Origin of the sequence: Streptomyces sp. NPDC091376 (assembly GCF_044757085.1) — a bacterium.
Lineage (GTDB): Bacteria > Actinomycetota > Actinomycetes > Streptomycetales > Streptomycetaceae > Streptomyces > Streptomyces pratisoli.
On sequence record NZ_JBIVUF010000017.1, the window covers coordinates 1 to 19,047 of the forward strand.

Here is a 19,047-nt window from a genome sequence, read left to right on the forward strand (position 1 = left end):
AGGTGTCCTCGGCCCTGACCGCCGCGGCGACCCCGAACGTCGTCGGCAGCCCCGGCTCCGGCTCGCCGAACCGGCTCCTGTACGTCGGCGGCGGCTCGACCACGCCGCCCGGACCGAGGTTCGAGAACACCGCCGACTTCGCGATCAACGACAACGCCACCGTGGAGTCGCCCGTCACCGTCAGCGGCGTCGCGGGCAGTGCCCCGGCCGCCCTGCAGGTGCCCGTGAGCATCGTTCACACCTACATCGGTGACCTCCAGGTCCAGCTCATCGCCCCGGACGGCAGCGCGTACACGCTGAAGTCGTACGGCACGGGCGGCAGCTCCGACAACATCAACACCACGTACACGGTGAACGCCTCCTCGGAGACCGCGAACGGTACGTGGAAGCTGCGCGTGAGCGACAACGCCAACTACGACACCGGCAGGATCGACTCCTGGGCGCTGCAGTTCTGACGCCTCGTACGCCCATGAGTCCGGCACCTGACGAGCAGTGACAAAGAGGGGCGGTCGCGCCGAGCGGCCGCCCCTTCCTCGTGCGCCGTGGTCGTCGTCGGACTCCGGGTACGGCGTCGGATCGGCGACCCGGCACGCGGTCGGGACCGGGCGTGAGGTGCGGTGGACGGTCAGGAAGCCGAAGGGGCGGTCGCCGCCCGCCGTGCGGTGAGGCGGTTCACCGCACGAAGAGAATCTGCTGTCGCCCGCATGGCGCCCCCCGTATGATCCGCTGATCGTCGATCCGCGCACATGTTCGCATGATCCCCGCTGATCCCCGCTGATTTCTCCGAGGAGCACGTACCCGTGGAACCGTCGTCGCAGGGCTGGACGCCTCCGGGCGCGTCCGGCCCGGCGCAGCCGCCTTCGCAGCCTTCGTCCGCGTCCCCACAGCCGTACCCGTATCCGCATCCGACGCCTGTGGGGTCGCCGACGGGGACGCCCATGGGGATGTCGGCAGGGGTGCCGTATCCGGCATACGGGATGCCTCCCCGCCCCGCGACCAATGGCTTCGCCGTCGCCTCCCTCATCACGGGAATCGTGTGCTGTGTGCCGCCGCTCGGGCTCGTCCTCGGACTGATCGCCCTCGCGCAGATCAAGAAGAAGGGGCAGGAGGGGCGCGGGCTGGCGATCGCGGGGACCGCGCTCTCCGTCGTCAGCACGATCCTCATGACCGTCGCGTTCGCCACCGGCGGCGCCGCCGCGTTCTGGGGCGGCGTCCGCGACGCCGCGGACGAGAGTGCCAGGTCGCGCTCCACGCTCGATCTGCGCACCGGGCAGTGCTTCGACACGCCCCATGGGGTCGAGGACGAGAAGGAGACCGCCTCCGTCGCGGTCGTCGACTGCGCGAAGCCGCACGACGGTGAGGTCTCCGGCGCCTTCCCGCTGCACAAGTTCGGCAGATGGCCGGGAGACCCGGCCATCGAGTCCGAGGCGGAGACCCGCTGCGAGGAGATCAACAGCGCCTACGCGCTGGACCGGTGGGCCGTTCCGGAGGCTGCCGAGACGTACTACTACATGCCGACCAGGGACAGCTGGCGGCTCGGGGACCGGACCGTCGTCTGCACGTTCGCGGCCACCGAGGCGAAGCTGAAGTCCTCCGTCCGCAGTGACCGGACCACCCTGAACCCGGCGCAGCTCGCGTATCTGAAGAGCGAGCAGGCGATCGAGGAGACGCGGTGGGAGGAGCCGGAGGACCTCTTCGAGGACGATCCGGACGCCAATCGCACCTGGGCCGCGCAGATGTCGTTGACGCTGGAGGAACAGGCCCGCGCGCTGCGCGCCGCGGACTGGCCCGCGGCCGCCCGGAAGGACGCCCTGGCGCGTGCGAATGAGTACGACGCCGCCCGCAAGCACTACGACCAGGTGACCGGGGCGCTGGAGGAGGACGAGTTCTGGGAGGGCTGCGGCAAGGCCGAGGAGGCGCTCCGGCAGAAGACCGAGATCGCCGTGCGCTCCGCCCTCGGGCTCTCCACGAAGCCTCCGGCGGAGCCCGGGGACGAGGGGACCGGGGACCCGGACTCCGAGGAGACGCGGCCGGGCGACGCCGTGGAACTGTGAGCGGGACTGCGCCCGGCGGGCCCCGGCATCCTCGCCGGGGGCCCGCCGGCTCGTCCTCAGGCCGCTGACGGTCCGGATGTTCCGGCAGTCGCTCAGCGGCCCTTCAGGCCCTTGTCGATCGCCGTCATCAGCTCCCCGTCCGGGGTGTCCCCGTCCAGGGACCAGAACATCGCGCCGCCGAGCCCGCGGTCGCGGATGTACGACGTCTTGGTCCGCAGCACATGGGGATCGTCGTACGTCCAGAGCGTGGTGCCGTCGAAGAGCCACGCGTGGCCGTTCCGCCGGTCGCGGTGGACGGTGTACGTGCCCGAAGCGGCGAGCTTCTTCAGGGCCTTGTAGTCCTCGTAACCGGCGGCCCAGGTGGCCGGTGCGGGTCCGCCCGCCGGCTGCCCGAGGCCGTCGCCGCCACCGGTGACACCCGTCCAGCCCTGGCCGTAGAAGGGCACGCCCAGCACCAGCTTGCGGGCGGGCGCGCCGCGCCGCAGCCAGTCCCGCACCGTCTGGTCGCCGCTGAAGTCGTCTCGGGCGAACAGCGCGGACTGCTGGGCGGTGGTCTTCTCGCCGGAGACGTGGAAGTCGTAACCCTGGAGGGTCACGAAGTCCAGGTCGCGCATGATCCTCCGGACGTCGAAGCCGGCGTCGATCTTGGCGGGCGCGGCCGGGACGAAGGCCGTCAGCTCGTAGTGCTTGCGCTTCTTCAGCGTTCTGCCGTACGCGTCGAGCTGGGTGCGGAACTCCCGTACCAGCGCGGTGAAGTTCTGCTTGTCCTCGGGACGGAAGACGGTGTCGGTGTCGCCCTCGGAGCCGGGCCATTCCCAGTCGAGGTCGATGCCGTCGAAGAGCCCGGCCGCCGCTCCGGCGCCGCCGCGGGCGCCGTCCACGGGCAGGTTGCCCTTGATGTAGAGGTCGAGGCAGGAGGCGACGAAGGCCTTGCGCGAGGCGGGGGTGCGGGCGGCGTCGGAGAAGTGGGTCGACCAGCTCCAGCCGCCGAGGGAGATCAGCACCTTGAGGCCGGGGTGCTTGGCCTTGAGCTCGCGCAGCTGGTTGAAGTTGCCGGCGAGCGGCTGCCCGTCCGTGTCGGCGACGCCGTCGACCGAACCGGCGGCGTCCAGCGGACGGACGTAGTCCGCCCAGGCGTCGGCCTCTCCCGGGACGTTGCCGGTGAAGCACTTCCCGTCCGGACCGACGTTGCCGAAGGCGTAGTTGATGTGGGTGAGCTTGCCGGCCGTGCCGCTGGTGTCCAGGTCCTTGACCTGGAAGTTGCGTCCGTAGACGCCCCATTGGGTGAAGTAGCCGACGCGTTTGTACGTGTGGTGGTGGCCGCGGCCGTCCGCCGTGGCGGCCGGTGCGAGCGCGGCGGGAAGCGCCGCGAGGAGCGAGAGCGAGGTGGCGGCGATGGTCAGCCGGGCAAGGGTTCTTCGGCGCATGAGGCTCATTCCTGTGCGTGTGCCGGGCGAGTGACTGAGCGGGTGCCGGGACGTGTGCCGGAGGTCTTCCATGAGCGGTGCTTGCTGCCGTGCGTGGTACGGATAGGAAGGTATTGGTCTGGACCATTGCGGTCAAGGATTCGGTGCACGCCTGCCCGAAGCCCGAGTCCATACCTGGGGTAACTGCCTGCGTAAAGAGCGGTCATCACTTCGGGTGAAACCGTGGCCCATGCTTGCGGCGCGCAACCGTCGGTTGCCACGCTGTAGCTGTCTGTCAACCTGTTGGGAGTGGCCAGTGACATTCGGTGAGCAGCCCGCCTATCTGCGCGTGGCGAGCGATCTTCGCCAGAAAATCGTCAATGGTTCGCTCCCGCCGCACACCCGCCTTCCCTCGCAGGCCAGGATCCGCGAGGAGTACGGCGTCTCGGACACCGTCGCGCTGGAGGCGCGGAAGGTGCTGATGGCGGAGGGCCTGGTCGAGGGCCGATCCGGCTCCGGGACGTATGTGCGCGAGCGGCCGGTGCCGCGGCGCATCGCCCGCTCGGGGTACCGCCCGCCGACCGGTGCCAATCCGTTCCGGCAGGAGCAGGCGTCGGAAGACGCCCGCGGCACCTGGGAGTCCAGCAGCCAGCAGGAGCCGGCGAGCATGGCGATCGCCGGACGGCTGGGGGTCGCCCCCGGCGAGCGCGTGATGCGTACGCGGTATGTGTTCCGGGACGCCGGCGAGGCGATGATGCTCTCCACCTCCTGGGAGCCCCTCGTGATCACGGGACGGACGCCGGTGATGCTGCCCGAGGAGGGGCCGCTCGGCGGCTGCGGCGTCGTCGAGCGGATGGGCGCGATCGACGTCGTCGTGGACAACGTGGTGGAGGAGGTCGGCGCGCGGCCGGGGCTGGCGGAGGAGCTCCTGACGCTCGGGGGAGTCCCCGGCCATGTGGTCATGGTCATCCAGCGGACGTACTACGCGTCGGGGCGCGCGGTGGAGACGGCGGACGTCGTGGTCCCGGCCGATCGCTACCGCATCGCGTACCACCTTCCCGTACGGTGACGGCCGGGTCGCCGTGTCCTCGGGGCGCCTGACGCGCCGTCGGGCTCCCGGTGCGGTGACCGCTGGGCGGTCGGTCTGTCCGCCCGTCGTGATCACGAGTTGACGCCCGCCCCGGACCGTAACGCGCGGGCGATCGCGTGCGGTGCCGAGTCGTCATGGCCCGCTTCTGCTTTGCTCGCTGTGCTGCCCGCTGGACGCCGAATGCTGCGATGTCTGCCGCAAGGATCCCCCGGCCTCCAGCCCGGTCCCGCTGTCGCTGTCGACGGTGCGTACGGACTGAACGCACCGTCCGATCCCGTCGGTCCCCCGCAGGCTCGTTCCCGGGAGGACCTCGGTCTCTCCGGCGGAGCCCGGACTCCGGTGAGAGGGGGCGCACTCGGCCATGTGCGCTCCCTTTGTCTGCCGCCCTCCTGGCCGGATCCGTCTCTCTTTGTGAAAACACGGATCCGCTGAGTAAAGGTCAGGCGTAAGCTCGGGCATATGCAGACTGCGGTTTCCTGGGGATCGTTAGAGATGTGCAGGCCGGCGGAGGGGGAGGCGCGATGAGCGACGGTGGCGGGGTGCTGCCCTGGCTGGTGATCCGCCAGGACGACAACGGCAATCGCTATCGCGTCGGCAGGTACGCCACACAGGACGAGGCGCAGGCGGTCGCCGACGGCCTCGGTGACCGCGGCCACAAGCAGCTCTACTGGGTGGAGCACGTCGGACAGACCGCGCCCTCCTGACATGCTCCGGTCGCGGCCATCCGGGCGAACGCGCGGATGGCCGCGCGTGCGGAGCGCCCCGCCTCGCGGGTTACGCTCCGGCGCATGACAGATCGCGTGACCGCTCGGGTCGTGGTGGCCGGGGCGCTTTATGAGCAGGGGCGCTTGCTCGCCGCGCGCCGCAGCGCACCACCGGAGTTCGCCGGCCGCTGGGAGCTGCCCGGCGGAAAGCTCGAACCCGGCGAGACCCCGGAGCAGGCCCTCGTTCGCGAACTGCGCGAGGAACTCGGCGTGGAGGTCGAGCCGGTCGAGCGCATCCCCGGCGAGTGGCCTCTGGGGCCCGGTTATGTACTCCAGGTCTGGACCGCGCGGCTGATCTCCGGCCTGCCCCTTCCGTTGGAGGATCACGACGAGCTGCGCTGGCTGGCCGTCGACGAACTGGACTCGGTGGACTGGCTGCCCCAGGACCGACCCGCCGTCGATGAGGTGGTGCGCCGGCTGCCCCCGCATCCCTCGGGAAGCGCACGCGGCTGACGCTCTACGCCGTTCGTGCCACCGTGCGCCCCTTCTGGCGATAGCCCGCCCTGATATCGGGTATGGGGTGATTAACCGTCCCAAAGTGGACAGGTTCTGTGGCTGGTCTGGGAAGTGGTCGGCGTGATCGACACCGATGGCGCATGCGTCGAGTGGACCTTCCCTGCCGAGCCGGACGCCGTACGCTCCGCCCGTCATGCGGTCCGTGACGCCCTGCGCGGCTGGGGTCTGGACTCCGTGATCGGCGATGTGACGGTGCTCCTGGTCAGCGAGCTGGTGACCAATTCCCTTCGGTACGCCTCCGGCCCCATCGGGGTCCGGCTGGTCCGGCCGACCGTCGACGGATCGGCTCCACCGCGACTGCCCGCTCTGCTGGTGGAGGTCTCCGATCCGCTTCCGGAGCCACCGCATGAACGCCCCGCGGGACCCGATGACGAGGGTGGACGCGGACTGCAGCTGGTGGCATGCACCGCCCGGCGCTGGGGGACACGGCGCGGAAGAACGGGTAAGACCGTGTGGTTCGAGCTGCCCCTGCCGGGTTAGGAGTGTGGGGGGAGAACGATCATTACGTGCTCGGCTCAAAACGAACGAGACCGTGCTGTGATCGTGAACGCCGTGCCGCCAGGGCCCGTAGTGCTGAATACTGCGGGCATGGCCGGTCCGGTGCGGTGAGCTGGAGGGGACGGTCGCGTGAGCGAGATACCTGAGACGGCGAGCGGCGTGGTCTGGCAGAGCAGCCCGCCCGGCTCCATCTACGACTACATCAAAGTCGCGTCGTTCTCGATCGGCCCGGACGGGCTGGTCGACCAGTGGAGCCGACGTGCCGCCGAGCAGTTCGGTATCGAGGCCGACGAGGTCAGGGGCAAGGACCCGGTCGAGGTCTTCATCCCGGCCGATATGCGCACGCGAGGTCATCGCAAGGTCGCCGAGATCCTGGACGGCAAGGAGTGGACGGGCCTCGTGCCCTTCCGGATGCCCGGCGAGGGCGGCGCGCACGGACTGGCCGAGGTCTATGTGATGCCGAGTGAGACGGAGCGCGGCGAGCGCGCCGCGCTCTGCATCGTCGTCGATGTCCGTGCACTGCGACAGATCGAGACAGATCTCGCCGCGTCGCAGGCGATTTTCGGCCAATCTCCTTTTGGCTTCCTCCTGTTCGGAACCGACCTCACCGTGCTGCGCGCCAACCAGCGCTTCGCGACCGTCTTCGGGGGCGTGGCGGAGGACCACCGCGGACGCACCGTGCACGACTACTTGTCCCGGCCCGAGGCGGAGCGGATGACCGCCGCCCTTCAACGCGTCCTGGAGACCGGGGAGTCCGTCACCGATCTGCAGCTCGTCGGCGTGGTCCCCGGCGGCACCGAACGCCGCCACTGGTCCATCAACCTCTACCGCGTGCACAGCGGGTCCGGCCGGCCGGTCGGGGTGGCAGGGCTCGGCACCGATGTCACCCGTCGCCAGATAGCCGCCCGAGAGGCGGCCAGTGCCCGCCGCAATCTCGCCCTGCTGAACGAGGCCAGCGCCCGGATCGGCAACTCCCTGGATCTGGAGACCACGGCCCGGGAACTCCTCGACGTCGCCGTCCCGGGCTTCTGCGACCTCGCCTCCGTCGACCTCTACCAGGGGCTGCTCACCGGAGACGAGGCCCCGCCCGGGCACTGGGGCTCCGGGCGGTCCGAGGGCTACGGCGGCAGCGCCGAGCTGCGCCGGGTCGCCTTCGCAAGCACCGTCTCCGAAGACCTGCTCGGTGCCTCCGGCGCGGCGACGCCGGCCACGCCCCAAGTCGGCGCCGTCCACCGGTACCCCTTCAGCTCGGCCTGCGCCGACGCGCTGCGCACCGCGCGCGTCCGCGCCATCCCGGGCGAGGACGGCACCCTGCTCCAGTCCACCCTCGCCGTGCCGATGGTCGCCCACGACACCGTCGTCGGACTCGTCCAGTTCTCCCGGGCGAAGGGGAGCGAGCCCTTCGGGGAACGGGACCGGGCGCTCGCCGTCGAGCTCGCCGCCCGCGCCGCGGTCTGCATCGACAACGCCCGCCTCTACCGCCGCGAGCACGAGCGCGCCCTGATCCTCCAGCGCAGCCTCCTGCCGCCCGGGGACCCGGAGGCCGCGGGCCTCGACATCGCCTGCCGCTATCTGCCGGGCAACACGGCCACCGAAGTGGGCGGTGACTGGTTCGACGTCATCGAACTCCCCGGACACCGCACGGCACTTGTCGTCGGCGACGTCATGGGGCGCGGCCTTCGGGCCGCCGTCGCCATGGGCGAACTGCGCACCGCCGTACGCACCTTGGCCCTGCTGGACCTGGAGCCGGCGGAGGTGCTCTCCGCCCTCGACGAGATCGCCCGCGGGCTGGGCACCCCCAGCGGTGCCCAGCAGGCGTCCCGTGTCGCGCACAAGTCCCGCGGCCCCGAGCTCTCCGAGGTCTATCTGGCGACCTGCGTCTACGCCGTGTACGACCCGGTGACCAGACGCTGCACCTTCGCCAACGCCGGCCATCTCCCGCCCGTCCTCGTCGAGCCCGGCGAGGAGGCCCTGATGCTCGACGTGCCGCCCGGGATGCCGCTCGGAGTGGGCGGCGAGCCGTTCGAGGAGGTCCAGGTCGAGCTGCCGGAGGGCGCCCTGCTCGCCCTCTACACCGACGGGCTCGTCGAGTCCCGTGACCATCCGCTCGACGAGGGGCTCGGCGCCTTCCGCAGGGCACTCACCGAACCGGCCCCCACCCTCGCCGAGGGCGGAGCGCCCGCCCGCTCGCTCGAGGACGTTTGCGACCACGTCCTGGCCACCCTCGACACCCGGCACGGCGAGGACGACATCGCCCTGCTGATGGCCCGCATCCAGGGGCTGACGACCGAGGCCGTGGGGGACTGGCGACTGCCCAGGGAACCCCGCTCCGTGGGTCGCGCCCGGGAGCTGGCCCGGGCCCAGCTGGTGGCCTGGGAACTCGATGCGCTCGTGGACACGGTCGAACTGCTCGTCAGCGAACTCGTCACCAACGCGCTGCGCTACGGCGAGGGCGAGATCCGGCTGCGGCTGCTGCGCGACCGCACCCTCGTCTGCGAGGTGTGGGACGCCGGTCTGGTCCAGCCCCGACGGCGGAGGGCCAAGGACACCGACGAAGGCGGCCGCGGGCTCCAGCTGGTCGGTCTGCTGAGCGCGGCCTGGGGCTCGCGCCGCACCCACCGGGGCAAGACCGTCTGGTTCGAACTCGCCCTGCCCGATGGGGACTCGACGGCCGAGCCCAGTGTGGAGCAGCTGCTCAGCATGTTCTGACCAAGGCTCAGGCGCCCGCCCGCCGCGGGCAGCTACGCGGCCTTCAGCGCGGCGAGCCGTGCCTCGATCTCCGCGCTGTCGCCCATCGCGTCCAGCTGCTCGAACTGGGCGTCCAGCGAGGAGGCCGCGAGCTCCTGCTTGCCCATCGCCTTCGCCTCCTCGCGGCGCACCTTGTCCTCGAAGCGGTTGAGCTCGCTCGTGGGGTCGAGCACATTGACGTTCTTGACCGCGTCCATCATCTGGTTCTGCGCCTGGGCCGACTTGGCCCGCGCCACCAGTTCGTCGCGCTTGGCCTGAAGCTCCGAGAGCTTCCCCTTCATCTGGTCGAGACCGGTCTTGAGCTTGTCCACGACCTCCGTCTGGGCGGCGATCGTCGGCTCGGCGGTCTTCGCCTCCCGCTCGGACTGCAGCTGCCGCTGCAGCGCCACCTTCGCGAGGCTGTCGAACCTGTCGGCGTCCGGGCTCTGCCCGGACCCTCTCAGCTCGTCCGCCTTCCTGCTCGCCGCGAGAGCCTTTCCGCCCCACTCCTCGGCCGCGCGCACATCCTCCTGGTGGTCCTGCTCCATGAGGCGCAGATTGCCGATGGTGCTCGCCACGGCCTGCTCGGCCTCCGAGATGTTGTTCGTGTAATCCCGGATGAGCTGGTCGAGCATCTTCTGCGGATCCTCGGCCTGGTCCAGGAGCGCGTTGATGTTGGCCTTCGCCAGCTGCGCGACACGGCCGAGAATCGTCTGCTTGGTCATGGCACTTCTCCTTGCGTAGGAAGACAACCGCGTCAGAAACGGCCACCGCCGCCCAGGCGGCCACGCGTGCCCCCACCGCCGAAACTGCCCGGACCACCGCCGAAGCCCCCGCCCCCATGACCCCCGCGTCCATGACCCCCGCCAAAGCCCCCGCCTCCTCCATATCCGCCTCCGCCGCCGAACAGGCCGCCGAGGATGATCCCGCCGAGCACGGCACCGCCGAGCCCGCCTCCTGCTCCTTGTACACCGCCCGGCCCGAACGGGTTCCGGTACGCACCTACCTCCTGCTCGGCGATGCTCTGCGCCTCCCGGGCCAGGGCGTCCGCCTGCTGTGCCTCGACCAGCGCGCCCTGCGCGTCGTCCGACTCCGCCAGCACCCGCGACCGTTCGAGCCTCCGCTGCGCCTCGGCGAGCCGGGTACGGGCCCGCGCCCCCACCGCGCCGCGGTGGGTGGTGATGAAGTCCGAAGCCGCCCCGACCGAGGAACGCGCCGTGAGAGTCGCCTGATCGAGCAGCGTGCGGGCCCGCCGTGTGCCCTCCTCGCGCTCGCGGGCGCCCGCGAGCGCCTCGTCCAGCGCCGCATCCGCCTCCTCGACCCGGCGCAGCGCGTCGATCGGGTCGTAGGGGCCCGCATCCGTCGCCTGTCGTACATCGGCGAGCACCGACTCGGCCCGGGCGATCCGGCCCTGGAGGTCGGCGGTCGAGACTCCCTCCGCCGTCCCCTTCAGCAGTCCGCGGGCATCGGCCAGGTCGGCCTCCGTCTCGGTGAGCGCGCCGGGCAGCTTCCCGGCCGCCTCCGCGAGTTCCTGGGCCCGCCGGTCCACGGCGTCGATCAGCCGCGCCGCCTGGTCGACCGCGCCCTCCGCTGCCCGGATGTGCACGGCCGCGGCCGCGTTGTCGCCGGCGCCGATCGCCTCCCGGGCCTGGTCCAGGGCGGTCGTTGTGAACAGCAGCCGGTCCTTGGCCTGGTCGACGTCGCTCACGACGGGCGCGGCCGCCGACTCGGCGTACCGCTGCCGCATGACGGTGAGCGTGGCCTCGGCCGTGCCGACCCGTCCGGTGAGCTCCTGATGAGCGGATTCGGCCGTGGCCAGGGCCTGGGGCGCGTTCTGTTCCAGGGCGCGCAGCTGGTCGAAGTCCTCCGACTCCTCGTCCAGGCGCCGATTGGCCTCCGCGCACCGGGAGATGATCTCGTCCAGCATCCGCCGTCGGGTCGCGTCGTCCTCCGGAAAGGCGTCGTCGAGCGCCTGCCGTAGCCGGAAAGCGGCCGTCAACTCGCCTTTGGCGTAGGCCACGGCCTCCGTGAAGGGCTTCGCGGCCTCGTCCCCGAACTCCGCGGTGGCGAAGCCGAGTTCCTCCTGGCTGGTACGCAGGGCGTCGTCGGTCGCGACGAGTGTCCGCTTGGCCTGGGCGTCCAGCTCGGGCAGCGGGGTCGGTTCCGGAGCCGGCGTCTCCTCCGGCGTGCCCCAGCCCAGCCGGCCGCCGGCCGGAGTGGTCCGGGTCGCGGTCCGGCTCCTGCGCTTGCGGTAGGTGTACGCGGCGAGGGCGCCCGCTCCGCCGAGCACCGCCAGCGGCAGGACCAGGTCGGTGGCGGAGGCGCCGTCCCCGCCGCCTCCGCCGGGGTCGGCCGGGCCGGGAGTGATCACCGGCGTGGGCACGGGCTGCCCGCCGAGCACCGCGGCGTAGCCGTTGGCGGCTCCGATCGCGGCGCCGGCCCAGTCGTTCTGCCTGAGCGCGGGCTCGACAGCGGTTCGCGCGACCTCTTCGAGCTGGGTCTGGGTGAGTGGTGAGTCCGCGTCCGCCGAGTAGGCGTACTGGCGGTCGTGCGTCGCCACGGCGAGCAGGACGTCGTCCTGCCTCAGCCCGTTCTTCGCAGCCGTCTCGTCGGCCCAGCTCTGCGCAGGACGCCCGGAGAAGTCGCGCACGTACACGACGAAGAGCTGGACGCGCCGTTCGTCGTACAGCCGGTCCAGGGCCTGCGCCACCTGGGGCTCCTGGCCGCCGAGCGCCCCGACACGGTCGGTGATCTGCCCCTGGCGCGACAGCTGCACCGGTTCCTCGGCGGGGGCGCCGCCGGCGGCGGGCACGATCAGCCACCACGCCGCCACCAGCACGGCGAGGAGAGCCCGGACGGCTATTCGTGTCACGTTTGGGAGGCTATGTCCGGCCATCGGTCCGCGCGACCGGACGCCCACTTGCCCAGATGCCCGACGGGCGGGCGCGCCCTCGGGAGCCACGCGTCACGTTCCGTAGCCGTCACTGTCAGTGGCGTCACCTAGAGTCAGGACGCACGTGGGACGTGGCGCTGTACGTGGGAAGTGGCGCTGTATGGGGGTGAACGTCGTGAGCGGGATCTGGGACGGAGCACGTGAGCGGGTACGTGGGCGCGTACGCGCACCGAGGCAGGCACCGAACCGGCAGGGGGCGTTCGGGTCGGGGGACGGCCCTTGCCTGCGACCTGTACCGGCTGGACAGGGCCGCGTGCACGGCCCTGTCCACCCCTGTACCGGAGCGCGCCGTCTAGTCCGCCGACCGCCGCCGGATCTTGCTGCCCAGCCACACCAGCGGGTCGTACTTCCGGTCCACCGCGCGCTCCTTGAGCGGGATCAGCGCGTTGTCCGTGATGTGGATGCCCTCGGGGCACACCTCGGTGCAACACTTGGTGATGTTGCAGTAGCCGAGACCGTGCTCGTCCTGGGCCGTTCGCTTGCGGTCCAGGCCGGTCTCGGCGGCCGCGTCCAGGGGGTGCATGTCCAGCTCGGCCACGCGCATCAGGAAGCGGGGCCCGGCGAAGGCCGGCTTGTTCTCCTCGTGGTCACGCACCACATGGCAGGTGTCCTGGCACAGGAAGCACTCGATGCACTTGCGGAACTCCTGCGAGCGGTCCACATCGACCTGCTGCATGCGGTACTCACCCGCCGCGACCCCCGGGGGCGGGACGAAAGCCGGGACCTCCCGGGCCTTGGCGTAGTTGAAGGTGACGTCCGTGACGAGGTCACGCACCACCGGAAAGGCCCGCAGCGGGGTCACGGTGATGGTTTCGCTCCGGTCGAAGACCGACATCCGGGTCATGCACAGCAGCCGTGGACGGCCGTTGATCTCCGCGCTGCACGAGCCGCATTTGCCCGCCTTGCAGTTCCACCGCACCGCCAGATCGGGCGCCTGGGTGGCCTGCAGCCGGTGGATGATGTCGAGGACGACCTCACCGTCGTTGACCTCGACCGTGAAGTCCGTCAGGCCCCCGCCGTCCTGGTCTCCCCGCCAGACCCTGAACCGAGCGTCGTACGTGCTCATTCGTACAGCTCCTCTTCGGCGAGGTACTTGACCAGCTCCTCCTTCTCGAAGAGGGCGAGCAGGTCGTGGCGGATGGGTTCGGTGGTCTTGCGCGTGAGGTCGATCTGGCCGCGCACGGGATCGGTCGGCGCGGGTCCGCCCGAGTCCCCGAGGCCGAAGGCCAGGGCGCGGTCGGCGAGGCGGCACAGCAGATTGATGCGGCGCCACTCGCGTTCCATGGTGGGAAAGTCCTCGCGGGTGTGGCCGCCGCGGCTCTCGGTGCGCTCCAGGGCCGAGCGGGCGATGCACTCGCTGACCAGCAGCATGTTCCGCAGGTCGAGGGCGAGATGCCAGCCAGGGTTGAACTGCCGGTGGCCCTCGACTCCCGCCCGCCGGGCCCGGACCCGGAGGTCGCCGAGCTTCTTCAGGGCCTGCGCCATCTCGGCCTCCCGCCGGATGATGCCGACCAGGTCGTTCATCGTCTGCTGGAGTTCCTGGTGCAGGGTGTACGGATTCTCCGGAGCCGCGCCGGGCTCGGGACTCTCCGCGCTGAACGGACGCAGTGCCTCCGCCGCGGCCGCGTCGATCTGGACCTCGTCGATGAGGGGCCGTTCACCGGCGAGCCCCGCGGAGTACTCGGCGGCGTGCAGACCGGCGCGCCGCCCGAAGACCAGCAGATCGGAGAGAGAGTTGCCGCCGAGCCGGTTGGAGCCGTGCATACCGCCGGCGACCTCGCCCGCGGCGAACAGGCCGGGGACGCCGACCGCGGAGGCGGTGTCCGAGTCGACCGCGATGCCGCCCATCACGTAGTGACAGGTCGGTCCGACCTCCATCGCCTCGGCCGTGATGTCCACGTCCGCCAGCTCCTTGAACTGGTGGTACATGGACGGCAGTCGGCGCTTGATCACCTCGGCCGGCATCCGGGTCGACACATCGAGGAACACCCCGCCGTGCGGAGACCCCCGGCCGGCCTTCACCTCGGAGTTGATCGCCCGGGCGACCTCGTCACGGGGCAGCAGCTCGGGAGGACGCCGGTTGTTGTCCGGGTCCTCGTACCAGCGGTCGCCCTCCGCCTCCGTCTCGGCGTACTTCTCCTTGAAGACGTCCGGGATGTAGTCGAACATGAACCGCTTGCCGTCGGAGTTGCGCAGCACCCCTCCGTCGCCGCGCACCGACTCGGTGACGAGAATGCCCTTCACGGACGGCGGCCAGACCATGCCGGTCGGATGGAACTGCACGAACTCCATGTTGATCAGCGGTGCCCCGGCGAGCAGCGCCAGCGCGTGCCCGTCGCCCGTGTACTCCCAGGAGTTGGACGTCACCTTGAAGGACTTGCCGATACCGCCGGTGGCGAGCACGACCGCGGGCGCCTCCAGGACGAAGAAGCGCCCGGACTCGCGCTCGTAGCAGAAGGCGCCCGAGACGCGGTCACCGTCCTTGGACCCCTGTTCCTTGAGGACACGGGTCACCGTGCACTCCTGGAAGACCTTCAGCCGTGCCTCGTAGTCGCCGAACTCGCGCTTGTCCTCCTGCTGCAGTGCGACGATCTTCTGCTGGAGGGTCCGGATCAGCTCCAGGCCCGTCCGGTCGCCGACGTGTGCCAGTCGCGGATACTCATGGCCGCCGAAGTTGCGCTGGGAGATCTTCCCGTCCTTGGTGCGGTCGAAGAGCGCACCCCAGGTCTCCAGTTCCCAGACCCGGTCGGGTGCCTCCTGGGCGTGCAGCTCCGCCATCCGCCACTGGTTGAGGAACTTCCCGCCGCGCATCGTGTCGCGGAAGTGGACCTGCCAGTTGTCATGGGAGTTCACATTCGCCATGGAGGCGGCGATTCCGCCCTCGGCCATCACCGTGTGGGCCTTGCCGAAGAGCGACTTGCAGATCACGGCCGTACGGGCGCCCCGCTCACGCGCCTCGATGGCGGCCCGCAGTCCCGCGCCGCCCGCGCCCACGACGACAACATCCCACTGCTGCCGTTCGAGCTCAGTCATCTCTGAGCACCTTTCCTCTCTAGAAGAAGCGCGGATCCTCGAAGGCGCCGGTGGCGAGCAGATAGACGTAGAAGTCCGCGAGCGCGACGCTGATCAGCGACGACCAGGCGAGCAGCATGTGACGGTCATTCAGCTTGCCGACGAAGCCCCAGAGCCGGTAGCGCACGGGGTGCTTGGAGAAGTGCCGCAGCCGGCCGCCGATGATGTGCCGGCAGGAGTGGCAGGACAGGGTGTACGCCCAGATCAGCCCGATGTTGACGAGGAAGACCAGCGTGCCGAGGCCCATGTGGCCCCAGGCGTAGGTCTCGTCGCGGAAGGCGAGCACCGTGTCGTAGGTGAGGATGCCCGCGACCGGCAGCGCCGCGTAGAAGAAGTAGCGGTGCATGTTCTGCAGGATCAGCGGGAAGCGGGTCTCGCCCGTGTACTTCGCGTGCGGTTCGGCGACCGCGCAGGCCGGGGGTGAGGCCCAGAAGCCCCGGTAGTAGGCCTTGCGGTAGTAGTAGCAGGTCAGCCGGAAGCCCAGCGGGAAGATCAGGATCAGCAGGGCGGGGGAGAGGCCCCACCAGCTGCCGAAGATCTCCCAGTTGGGGCCGCCCTTCATCGGGGCGCAGTTCTCCGCGAGGCAGGGCGAGTAGAACGGCGACACATACGGTGCCGCGTAGTAGTCGCTGTTCGCGAAAGCCCGCCAGGTCGAATAGACGATGAAGGCGAGCAGACCGCCGGCGGTCGCGGCCGGCGCGAGCCACCAGCGGTCCGTCCTGAGATGGCGGGGGGCGATGGCGGCGCGCGAGGCGCCGCGTACGCCGGTGTCGGTGTGAGGTTCGGTGCCTGTGGCCAACGAAGCTCCTAGGGCGCGTGCCGGTCGCGCGCACCCAGGCCTTCGTCGTCCGAGTCCGTCCACAGCGAGCTGTCGTACGGGGTGTCGGGAATGGTGACCAGGTCTTCGGGGCGGCCGGCCGGCTGGGTCCGGGATGCGTCCTCACGCTTGTGCGTGAGGCTCCGCTCCAGCCGTTCGACCGTTCGGGCCAGGTCGTCGAGACGGCGCTTGACGTCCGTCAACTCGTCCTGCAGGGACATGAACTGCCCTCACTTCCGCGGTCGCGGTGGCATGCGGGTGTCTGGGGCTGTCCCCCAGAGGGCTCTGTGTGCGCCTGCGAGTGTCGCGCGTCACATCCCTGCTTGTGAAGGCGTGTGCACCGATTCGCGGTACGCGCCACCCGTTAGGGGCTCCTCAATAGGCCGCATGGGTGGGGTTTACGAGCCGCTGCGTCGTGTCGGCGGCACACCCCGACCTCCGTCCTCTTCAGTGAAGCGCAATAGGTGTGATCATCTCTAAAGATCATCAAATGGCTAACTGAAGGACGAAGGGGTACAAGTCATGTCCAACGTCGACGCCCCAAGCGGGAGGACATGCTCCCGTACACCTTGCTTCCGCACGCCCCGCCTCCGGACGTCCGTCGCACTGCTCACCAGCGGTGTGCTCGTCCTGCCCGTGCTGGCCGGCTGCACCTCGGAGGAGACCGGCACCGAGGCCGTGGTGGTCCCCATGGACATCGGCCATGCCGCGCGCAACAAGATCGATCAGGGGGGCACGCTGCGCTGGGCCGTCGACGCCGTACCCGCGACGCTCAACACCTTCCAGGCCGACGCCGACGTCGCCACCTCGCGCATCGCCGGTGCCGTGCTCCCCTCCCTCTTCCGCCTCGACGAGCGTGGGCGTCCCCAGCACAACCCCGACTATCTGGAATCGGCCGAGATCGTCGACCGCGAGCCCAGGCAGGTCGTCCTCTACAAGCTCAACCAGGAGGCGGTCTGGACCGACGGCCGGGAGATCGGCGCGGCCGACTTCCTCGCCCAGTGGCGGGCGCTGAGCGGCAAGGACTCGGCGTACTGGACCGCGCGCAACGCCGGCTACGACCGGATCGAGAAGATCGAACGCGGAAAGAGCGACCTGGAGGTCAGGGTCACCTTCGCCAAGCCGTACGCCGACTGGCGATCGCTGTTCACCCCGCTCTACCCGAAGGAGGCGATGGGCAGCCCGGCCGCCTTCAACGACGGCGCCCGCTCGGAGCTGGCCCAGACCGCCGGGCCCTTCACCCTCCAGAGTGTCGACCGCGAGGAGGACACCGCCACCTTGGTCCGCAATCCGCGCTGGTGGGGCGAGCCGGCCAAGCTGGACTCGCTCGTGCTCCGGGCCGTGCCGCGCGACCGGCGTGCCGCCGCGCTCGCCACGGGCGCGGTCGATCTGGCCGAGATCGACCGCAGTGTCGCGGACCGTATCGCCGTGGCCTCGCGCGAGACGGGCAACCAGAACAACGGGGACAGTGGGCCGGACACCGCGCTGGAGGGCTCCGGCGAGGACCAGGAGCAGGACCAGGAGCAGGAGCAGGCAGGAGAGCAGGGCGAGGAGCAGGCGCAGGACGAGGACGAGCTGCTCGCCGGTCAGCGCAATGACGCCGGCTTCGCGCGGTTCGCCAGTGAGCAGACGGCGCTGCGCGGATTCGTGGTCCGCAAGTCCCTGGAGCCCGCCTACACCCAGCTCGCGCTCAACGGCGAGTCCGGGCCGCTGGCGGACGAGCGGGTACGGCGTGCCGTGGCCAGGGCGCTGAACCGCGAGGAGCTAGCGGAGGCCGTGCTGAAGCCGCTCGGTCTGCCCGCCGAGCCGGTCGGCAGCCACCTCGCCCTCGCGGGGCAGCCGGCGTACGCCGACAGCAGCGGTGCGCTCGGCGATCAGGACACCCAGGAGGCCCAGGCGCTGCTCGCCGACGCGGGCTGGACCCGGGAGGGCGCCACCGCGAAGCAGCCCGGGACGAAGGCGGGACCCGAGAAGAGCGCGGCGGCCGGCAGCCCCGGGGCACAGAGCCCGTCGGCCGGTGGTCCGGCCGCGAGCAGCCCGGCAGCCGCCGGACCGGCCGCGAAGAGTTCCGCGCAGGGCAGCCCAGCCGTGAAGAGCCCCGCGCCCGGTGGCGCGGTCCCGAGCAGCCCGGCAGCCGCCGGACCGGCCGTGAAGAGTTCCGCGCCGGGCAGCCCGGTCGTGAAGAGCCCCGCGCCCGGTGGCGCGGTCCCGAGCAGCCCGGCAGCCGCCGGACCGGCCGTGAAGAGTTCCGCGCAGGGCAGCCCGGTCGTGAAGAGCCCCGCCCCGGGCGGCCCGGCCGTCGGGAACGGGCCACGAGCGGGCGCGCCGGCGCACGGCGCCGTCGGCGAGGGCCGCTCCATCGCCGGTGACGACAAGCCCGGCCGCGACGGCCTGGCCGGCGGCGAAGGGGACAAGGCGATGCCGAAGGCACAGAAGAGGGAGGGCGGTGTCGCCGGGGCCTACGCGCCGGTGGGCACCAGGGCTCCGCTGGCCCCCAAGGCTCCCGCGGGCAGCAAGGCCCCGGTCGCCGGCCCGCTCGGCAAGGATGGCAAGGCCCTCACCCTGCGTTTCGTCCTCCCCTCGGGCCCGGGTTCCGAGCCGCTGCGCACCGTCGGGGACAGGATCCGCCGGATGCTGGACAAGATCGGTATCCGTACGGAGATCACCAAGGTCGCCGAGGACAGCTTCTTCAAGGACCACATCGCCTCCGGCCACTACGACCTCGCCCTCTACTCCTGGCCGGCCTCGGCCTACCCGGCGACCGACGCGCGGCCGATCTACGCCAAGCCCGAGCCGGCCACCGACGGCTCGCTGCTGGTCGAGCAGAACTACACCCGGGTCGGTACGGACCGCATCGACCAGCTCTTCGACCAGGCACTCTCCGAGCTGGACGAAGGAGCGGCCCGCGAGCTGATGAAGCAGGCCGACGCCCGGATCTGGGCCGCCGCCGCGTCCATCCCGCTCTACCAGCGGCCCGAGCTGGTGGCGGCCAAGCGTGAACTCGTCAACGCGGGCGCCTTCGGGTTCTCGACGCCGCGCTACCAGGACATCGGTTTCGTGAAGGCCAAGGCGCCGGCACATGGCGCAGGGACGAACGAAAGGGACTGATCCCGGAAGGGACGCCGGCCCCGGAGGGGGCCGGCAGCGGGA

Annotated in this window: 15 protein-coding genes; 8 read left to right on the forward strand and 7 right to left on the reverse strand. The window is 70.9% G+C overall.

The annotated features are described in order from the left end of the window. Both ACIQMR_RS29870 and ACIQMR_RS29875 read left to right on the forward strand, forming a co-directional pair. A partial coding sequence (locus ACIQMR_RS29870; protein WP_401393683.1) for a proprotein convertase P-domain-containing protein occupies nt 1-455 on the forward strand: 455 nt, incomplete at its 5' end. 483 nt (nt 456-938) lie between these two features. Continuing rightward, nucleotides 939-2,054 carry a DUF4190 domain-containing protein gene (locus ACIQMR_RS29875; RefSeq protein WP_401393686.1) on the forward strand — a complete coding sequence of 372 codons (1,116 nt, stop codon included), beginning with the start codon at nt 939-941 and terminating at the stop codon, nt 2,052-2,054. Between the two features lie 92 nt (nt 2,055-2,146). Here the strand turns inward: ACIQMR_RS29875 and ACIQMR_RS29880 are convergent, their stop codons facing one another. After that, nucleotides 2,147-3,481: a glycoside hydrolase family 18 protein gene (locus ACIQMR_RS29880; RefSeq protein WP_401393688.1), complete on the reverse strand. Its 1,335-nt coding sequence runs from the start codon at nt 3,479-3,481 to the stop codon at nt 2,147-2,149. Nucleotides 3,482-3,776: 295 nt separating this feature from the next. Between ACIQMR_RS29880 and ACIQMR_RS29885 the strand changes: the two genes are divergently transcribed. The 5 genes from ACIQMR_RS29885 to ACIQMR_RS29905 all read left to right on the forward strand — a co-directional run bounded on the left by ACIQMR_RS29885 (nt 3,777) and on the right by ACIQMR_RS29905 (nt 9,037). After that, entirely contained in the window at nt 3,777-4,529 is a 753-nt protein-coding gene (locus ACIQMR_RS29885; protein ID WP_401393691.1) for a GntR family transcriptional regulator, read from the forward strand. A gap of 542 nt (nt 4,530-5,071) precedes the next feature. Continuing rightward, nucleotides 5,072-5,254, forward strand: coding sequence for an SPOR domain-containing protein (locus ACIQMR_RS29890; RefSeq protein ID WP_401393693.1), 183 nt, complete (start codon nt 5,072-5,074; stop codon nt 5,252-5,254). A gap of 84 nt (nt 5,255-5,338) precedes the next feature. Continuing rightward, nucleotides 5,339-5,767: a (deoxy)nucleoside triphosphate pyrophosphohydrolase gene (locus tag ACIQMR_RS29895; RefSeq protein WP_401393696.1), complete on the forward strand. Its 429-nt coding sequence runs from the start codon at nt 5,339-5,341 to the stop codon at nt 5,765-5,767. 114 nt (nt 5,768-5,881) lie between these two features. Beyond that, nucleotides 5,882-6,310 carry an ATP-binding protein gene (locus ACIQMR_RS29900; protein ID WP_401393699.1) on the forward strand — a complete coding sequence of 143 codons (429 nt, stop codon included), beginning with the start codon at nt 5,882-5,884 and terminating at the stop codon, nt 6,308-6,310. 147 nt (nt 6,311-6,457) lie between these two features. Then, nucleotides 6,458-9,037 (forward strand): SpoIIE family protein phosphatase, encoded by a 2,580-nt coding sequence (locus ACIQMR_RS29905; RefSeq protein ID WP_401393702.1) that lies wholly within the window; start codon nt 6,458-6,460, stop codon nt 9,035-9,037. A gap of 32 nt (nt 9,038-9,069) precedes the next feature. On the opposite strand, the gene ACIQMR_RS29910 is transcribed toward ACIQMR_RS29905, so the two are convergent. The 6 genes from ACIQMR_RS29910 to ACIQMR_RS29935 form a co-directional block, all read right to left on the reverse strand. After that, complete coding sequence (locus ACIQMR_RS29910) at nt 9,070-9,780, reverse strand: PspA/IM30 family protein (protein ID WP_401393705.1); 711 nt, start codon at nt 9,778-9,780, stop codon at nt 9,070-9,072. A gap of 32 nt (nt 9,781-9,812) precedes the next feature. After that, nucleotides 9,813-11,951 carry a TPM domain-containing protein gene (locus tag ACIQMR_RS29915; protein WP_401393708.1) on the reverse strand — a complete coding sequence of 713 codons (2,139 nt, stop codon included), beginning with the start codon at nt 11,949-11,951 and terminating at the stop codon, nt 9,813-9,815. A gap of 349 nt (nt 11,952-12,300) precedes the next feature. Next, the gene (locus ACIQMR_RS29920) at nt 12,301-13,074 is read right to left on the reverse strand and encodes a succinate dehydrogenase/fumarate reductase iron-sulfur subunit (RefSeq protein WP_401393711.1); all 774 of its coding nucleotides are present in this window, start codon (nt 13,072-13,074) and stop codon (nt 12,301-12,303) included. Further along, a complete protein-coding gene (locus ACIQMR_RS29925) occupies nt 13,071-15,041 on the reverse strand; it encodes a fumarate reductase/succinate dehydrogenase flavoprotein subunit (RefSeq protein ID WP_401393714.1) in 1,971 nt (656 codons plus the stop codon). The genes ACIQMR_RS29920 and ACIQMR_RS29925 overlap by 4 nt, the downstream gene beginning before the upstream one ends. Before the next feature lie 19 nt (nt 15,042-15,060). Further along, nucleotides 15,061-15,879 carry a hypothetical protein gene (locus tag ACIQMR_RS29930; RefSeq protein WP_401393716.1) on the reverse strand — a complete coding sequence of 273 codons (819 nt, stop codon included), beginning with the start codon at nt 15,877-15,879 and terminating at the stop codon, nt 15,061-15,063. A gap of 8 nt (nt 15,880-15,887) precedes the next feature. Next, nucleotides 15,888-16,118 (reverse strand): hypothetical protein, encoded by a 231-nt coding sequence (locus ACIQMR_RS29935; protein WP_266382518.1) that lies wholly within the window; start codon nt 16,116-16,118, stop codon nt 15,888-15,890. 301 nt (nt 16,119-16,419) lie between these two features. On the opposite strand from ACIQMR_RS29935, the gene ACIQMR_RS29940 reads away from it, so the two are divergent. Next, nucleotides 16,420-19,005, forward strand: coding sequence for an ABC transporter substrate-binding protein (locus ACIQMR_RS29940; protein WP_401393719.1), 2,586 nt, complete (start codon nt 16,420-16,422; stop codon nt 19,003-19,005). Nucleotides 19,006-19,047 lie beyond the last annotated feature (42 nt).

Excerpts from the sequence above, each read along its gene's own strand:
- ACIQMR_RS29935 (WP_266382518.1), bottom strand. The coding sequence starts at position 16,118 with ATGTCCCTGCAGGACGAGTTGACGGACGTCAAGCGCCGTCTCGACGAC.
- ACIQMR_RS29875 (WP_401393686.1), top strand. The coding sequence starts at position 939 with ATGGGGATGTCGGCAGGGGTGCCGTATCCGGCATACGGGATGCCTCCC.
- ACIQMR_RS29895 (WP_401393696.1), top strand. The coding sequence starts at position 5,339 with ATGACAGATCGCGTGACCGCTCGGGTCGTGGTGGCCGGGGCGCTTTAT.
- ACIQMR_RS29890 (WP_401393693.1), top strand. The coding sequence starts at position 5,072 with ATGAGCGACGGTGGCGGGGTGCTGCCCTGGCTGGTGATCCGCCAGGAC.
- ACIQMR_RS29880 (WP_401393688.1), bottom strand. The coding sequence starts at position 3,481 with ATGCGCCGAAGAACCCTTGCCCGGCTGACCATCGCCGCCACCTCGCTC.
- ACIQMR_RS29915 (WP_401393708.1), bottom strand. The coding sequence starts at position 11,951 with ATGGCCGGACATAGCCTCCCAAACGTGACACGAATAGCCGTCCGGGCT.
- ACIQMR_RS29925 (WP_401393714.1), bottom strand. The coding sequence starts at position 15,041 with ATGACTGAGCTCGAACGGCAGCAGTGGGATGTTGTCGTCGTGGGCGCG.
- ACIQMR_RS29910 (WP_401393705.1), bottom strand. The coding sequence starts at position 9,780 with ATGACCAAGCAGACGATTCTCGGCCGTGTCGCGCAGCTGGCGAAGGCC.
- ACIQMR_RS29940 (WP_401393719.1), top strand. The coding sequence starts at position 16,420 with ATGTCCAACGTCGACGCCCCAAGCGGGAGGACATGCTCCCGTACACCT.
- ACIQMR_RS29920 (WP_401393711.1), bottom strand. The coding sequence starts at position 13,074 with ATGAGCACGTACGACGCTCGGTTCAGGGTCTGGCGGGGAGACCAGGAC.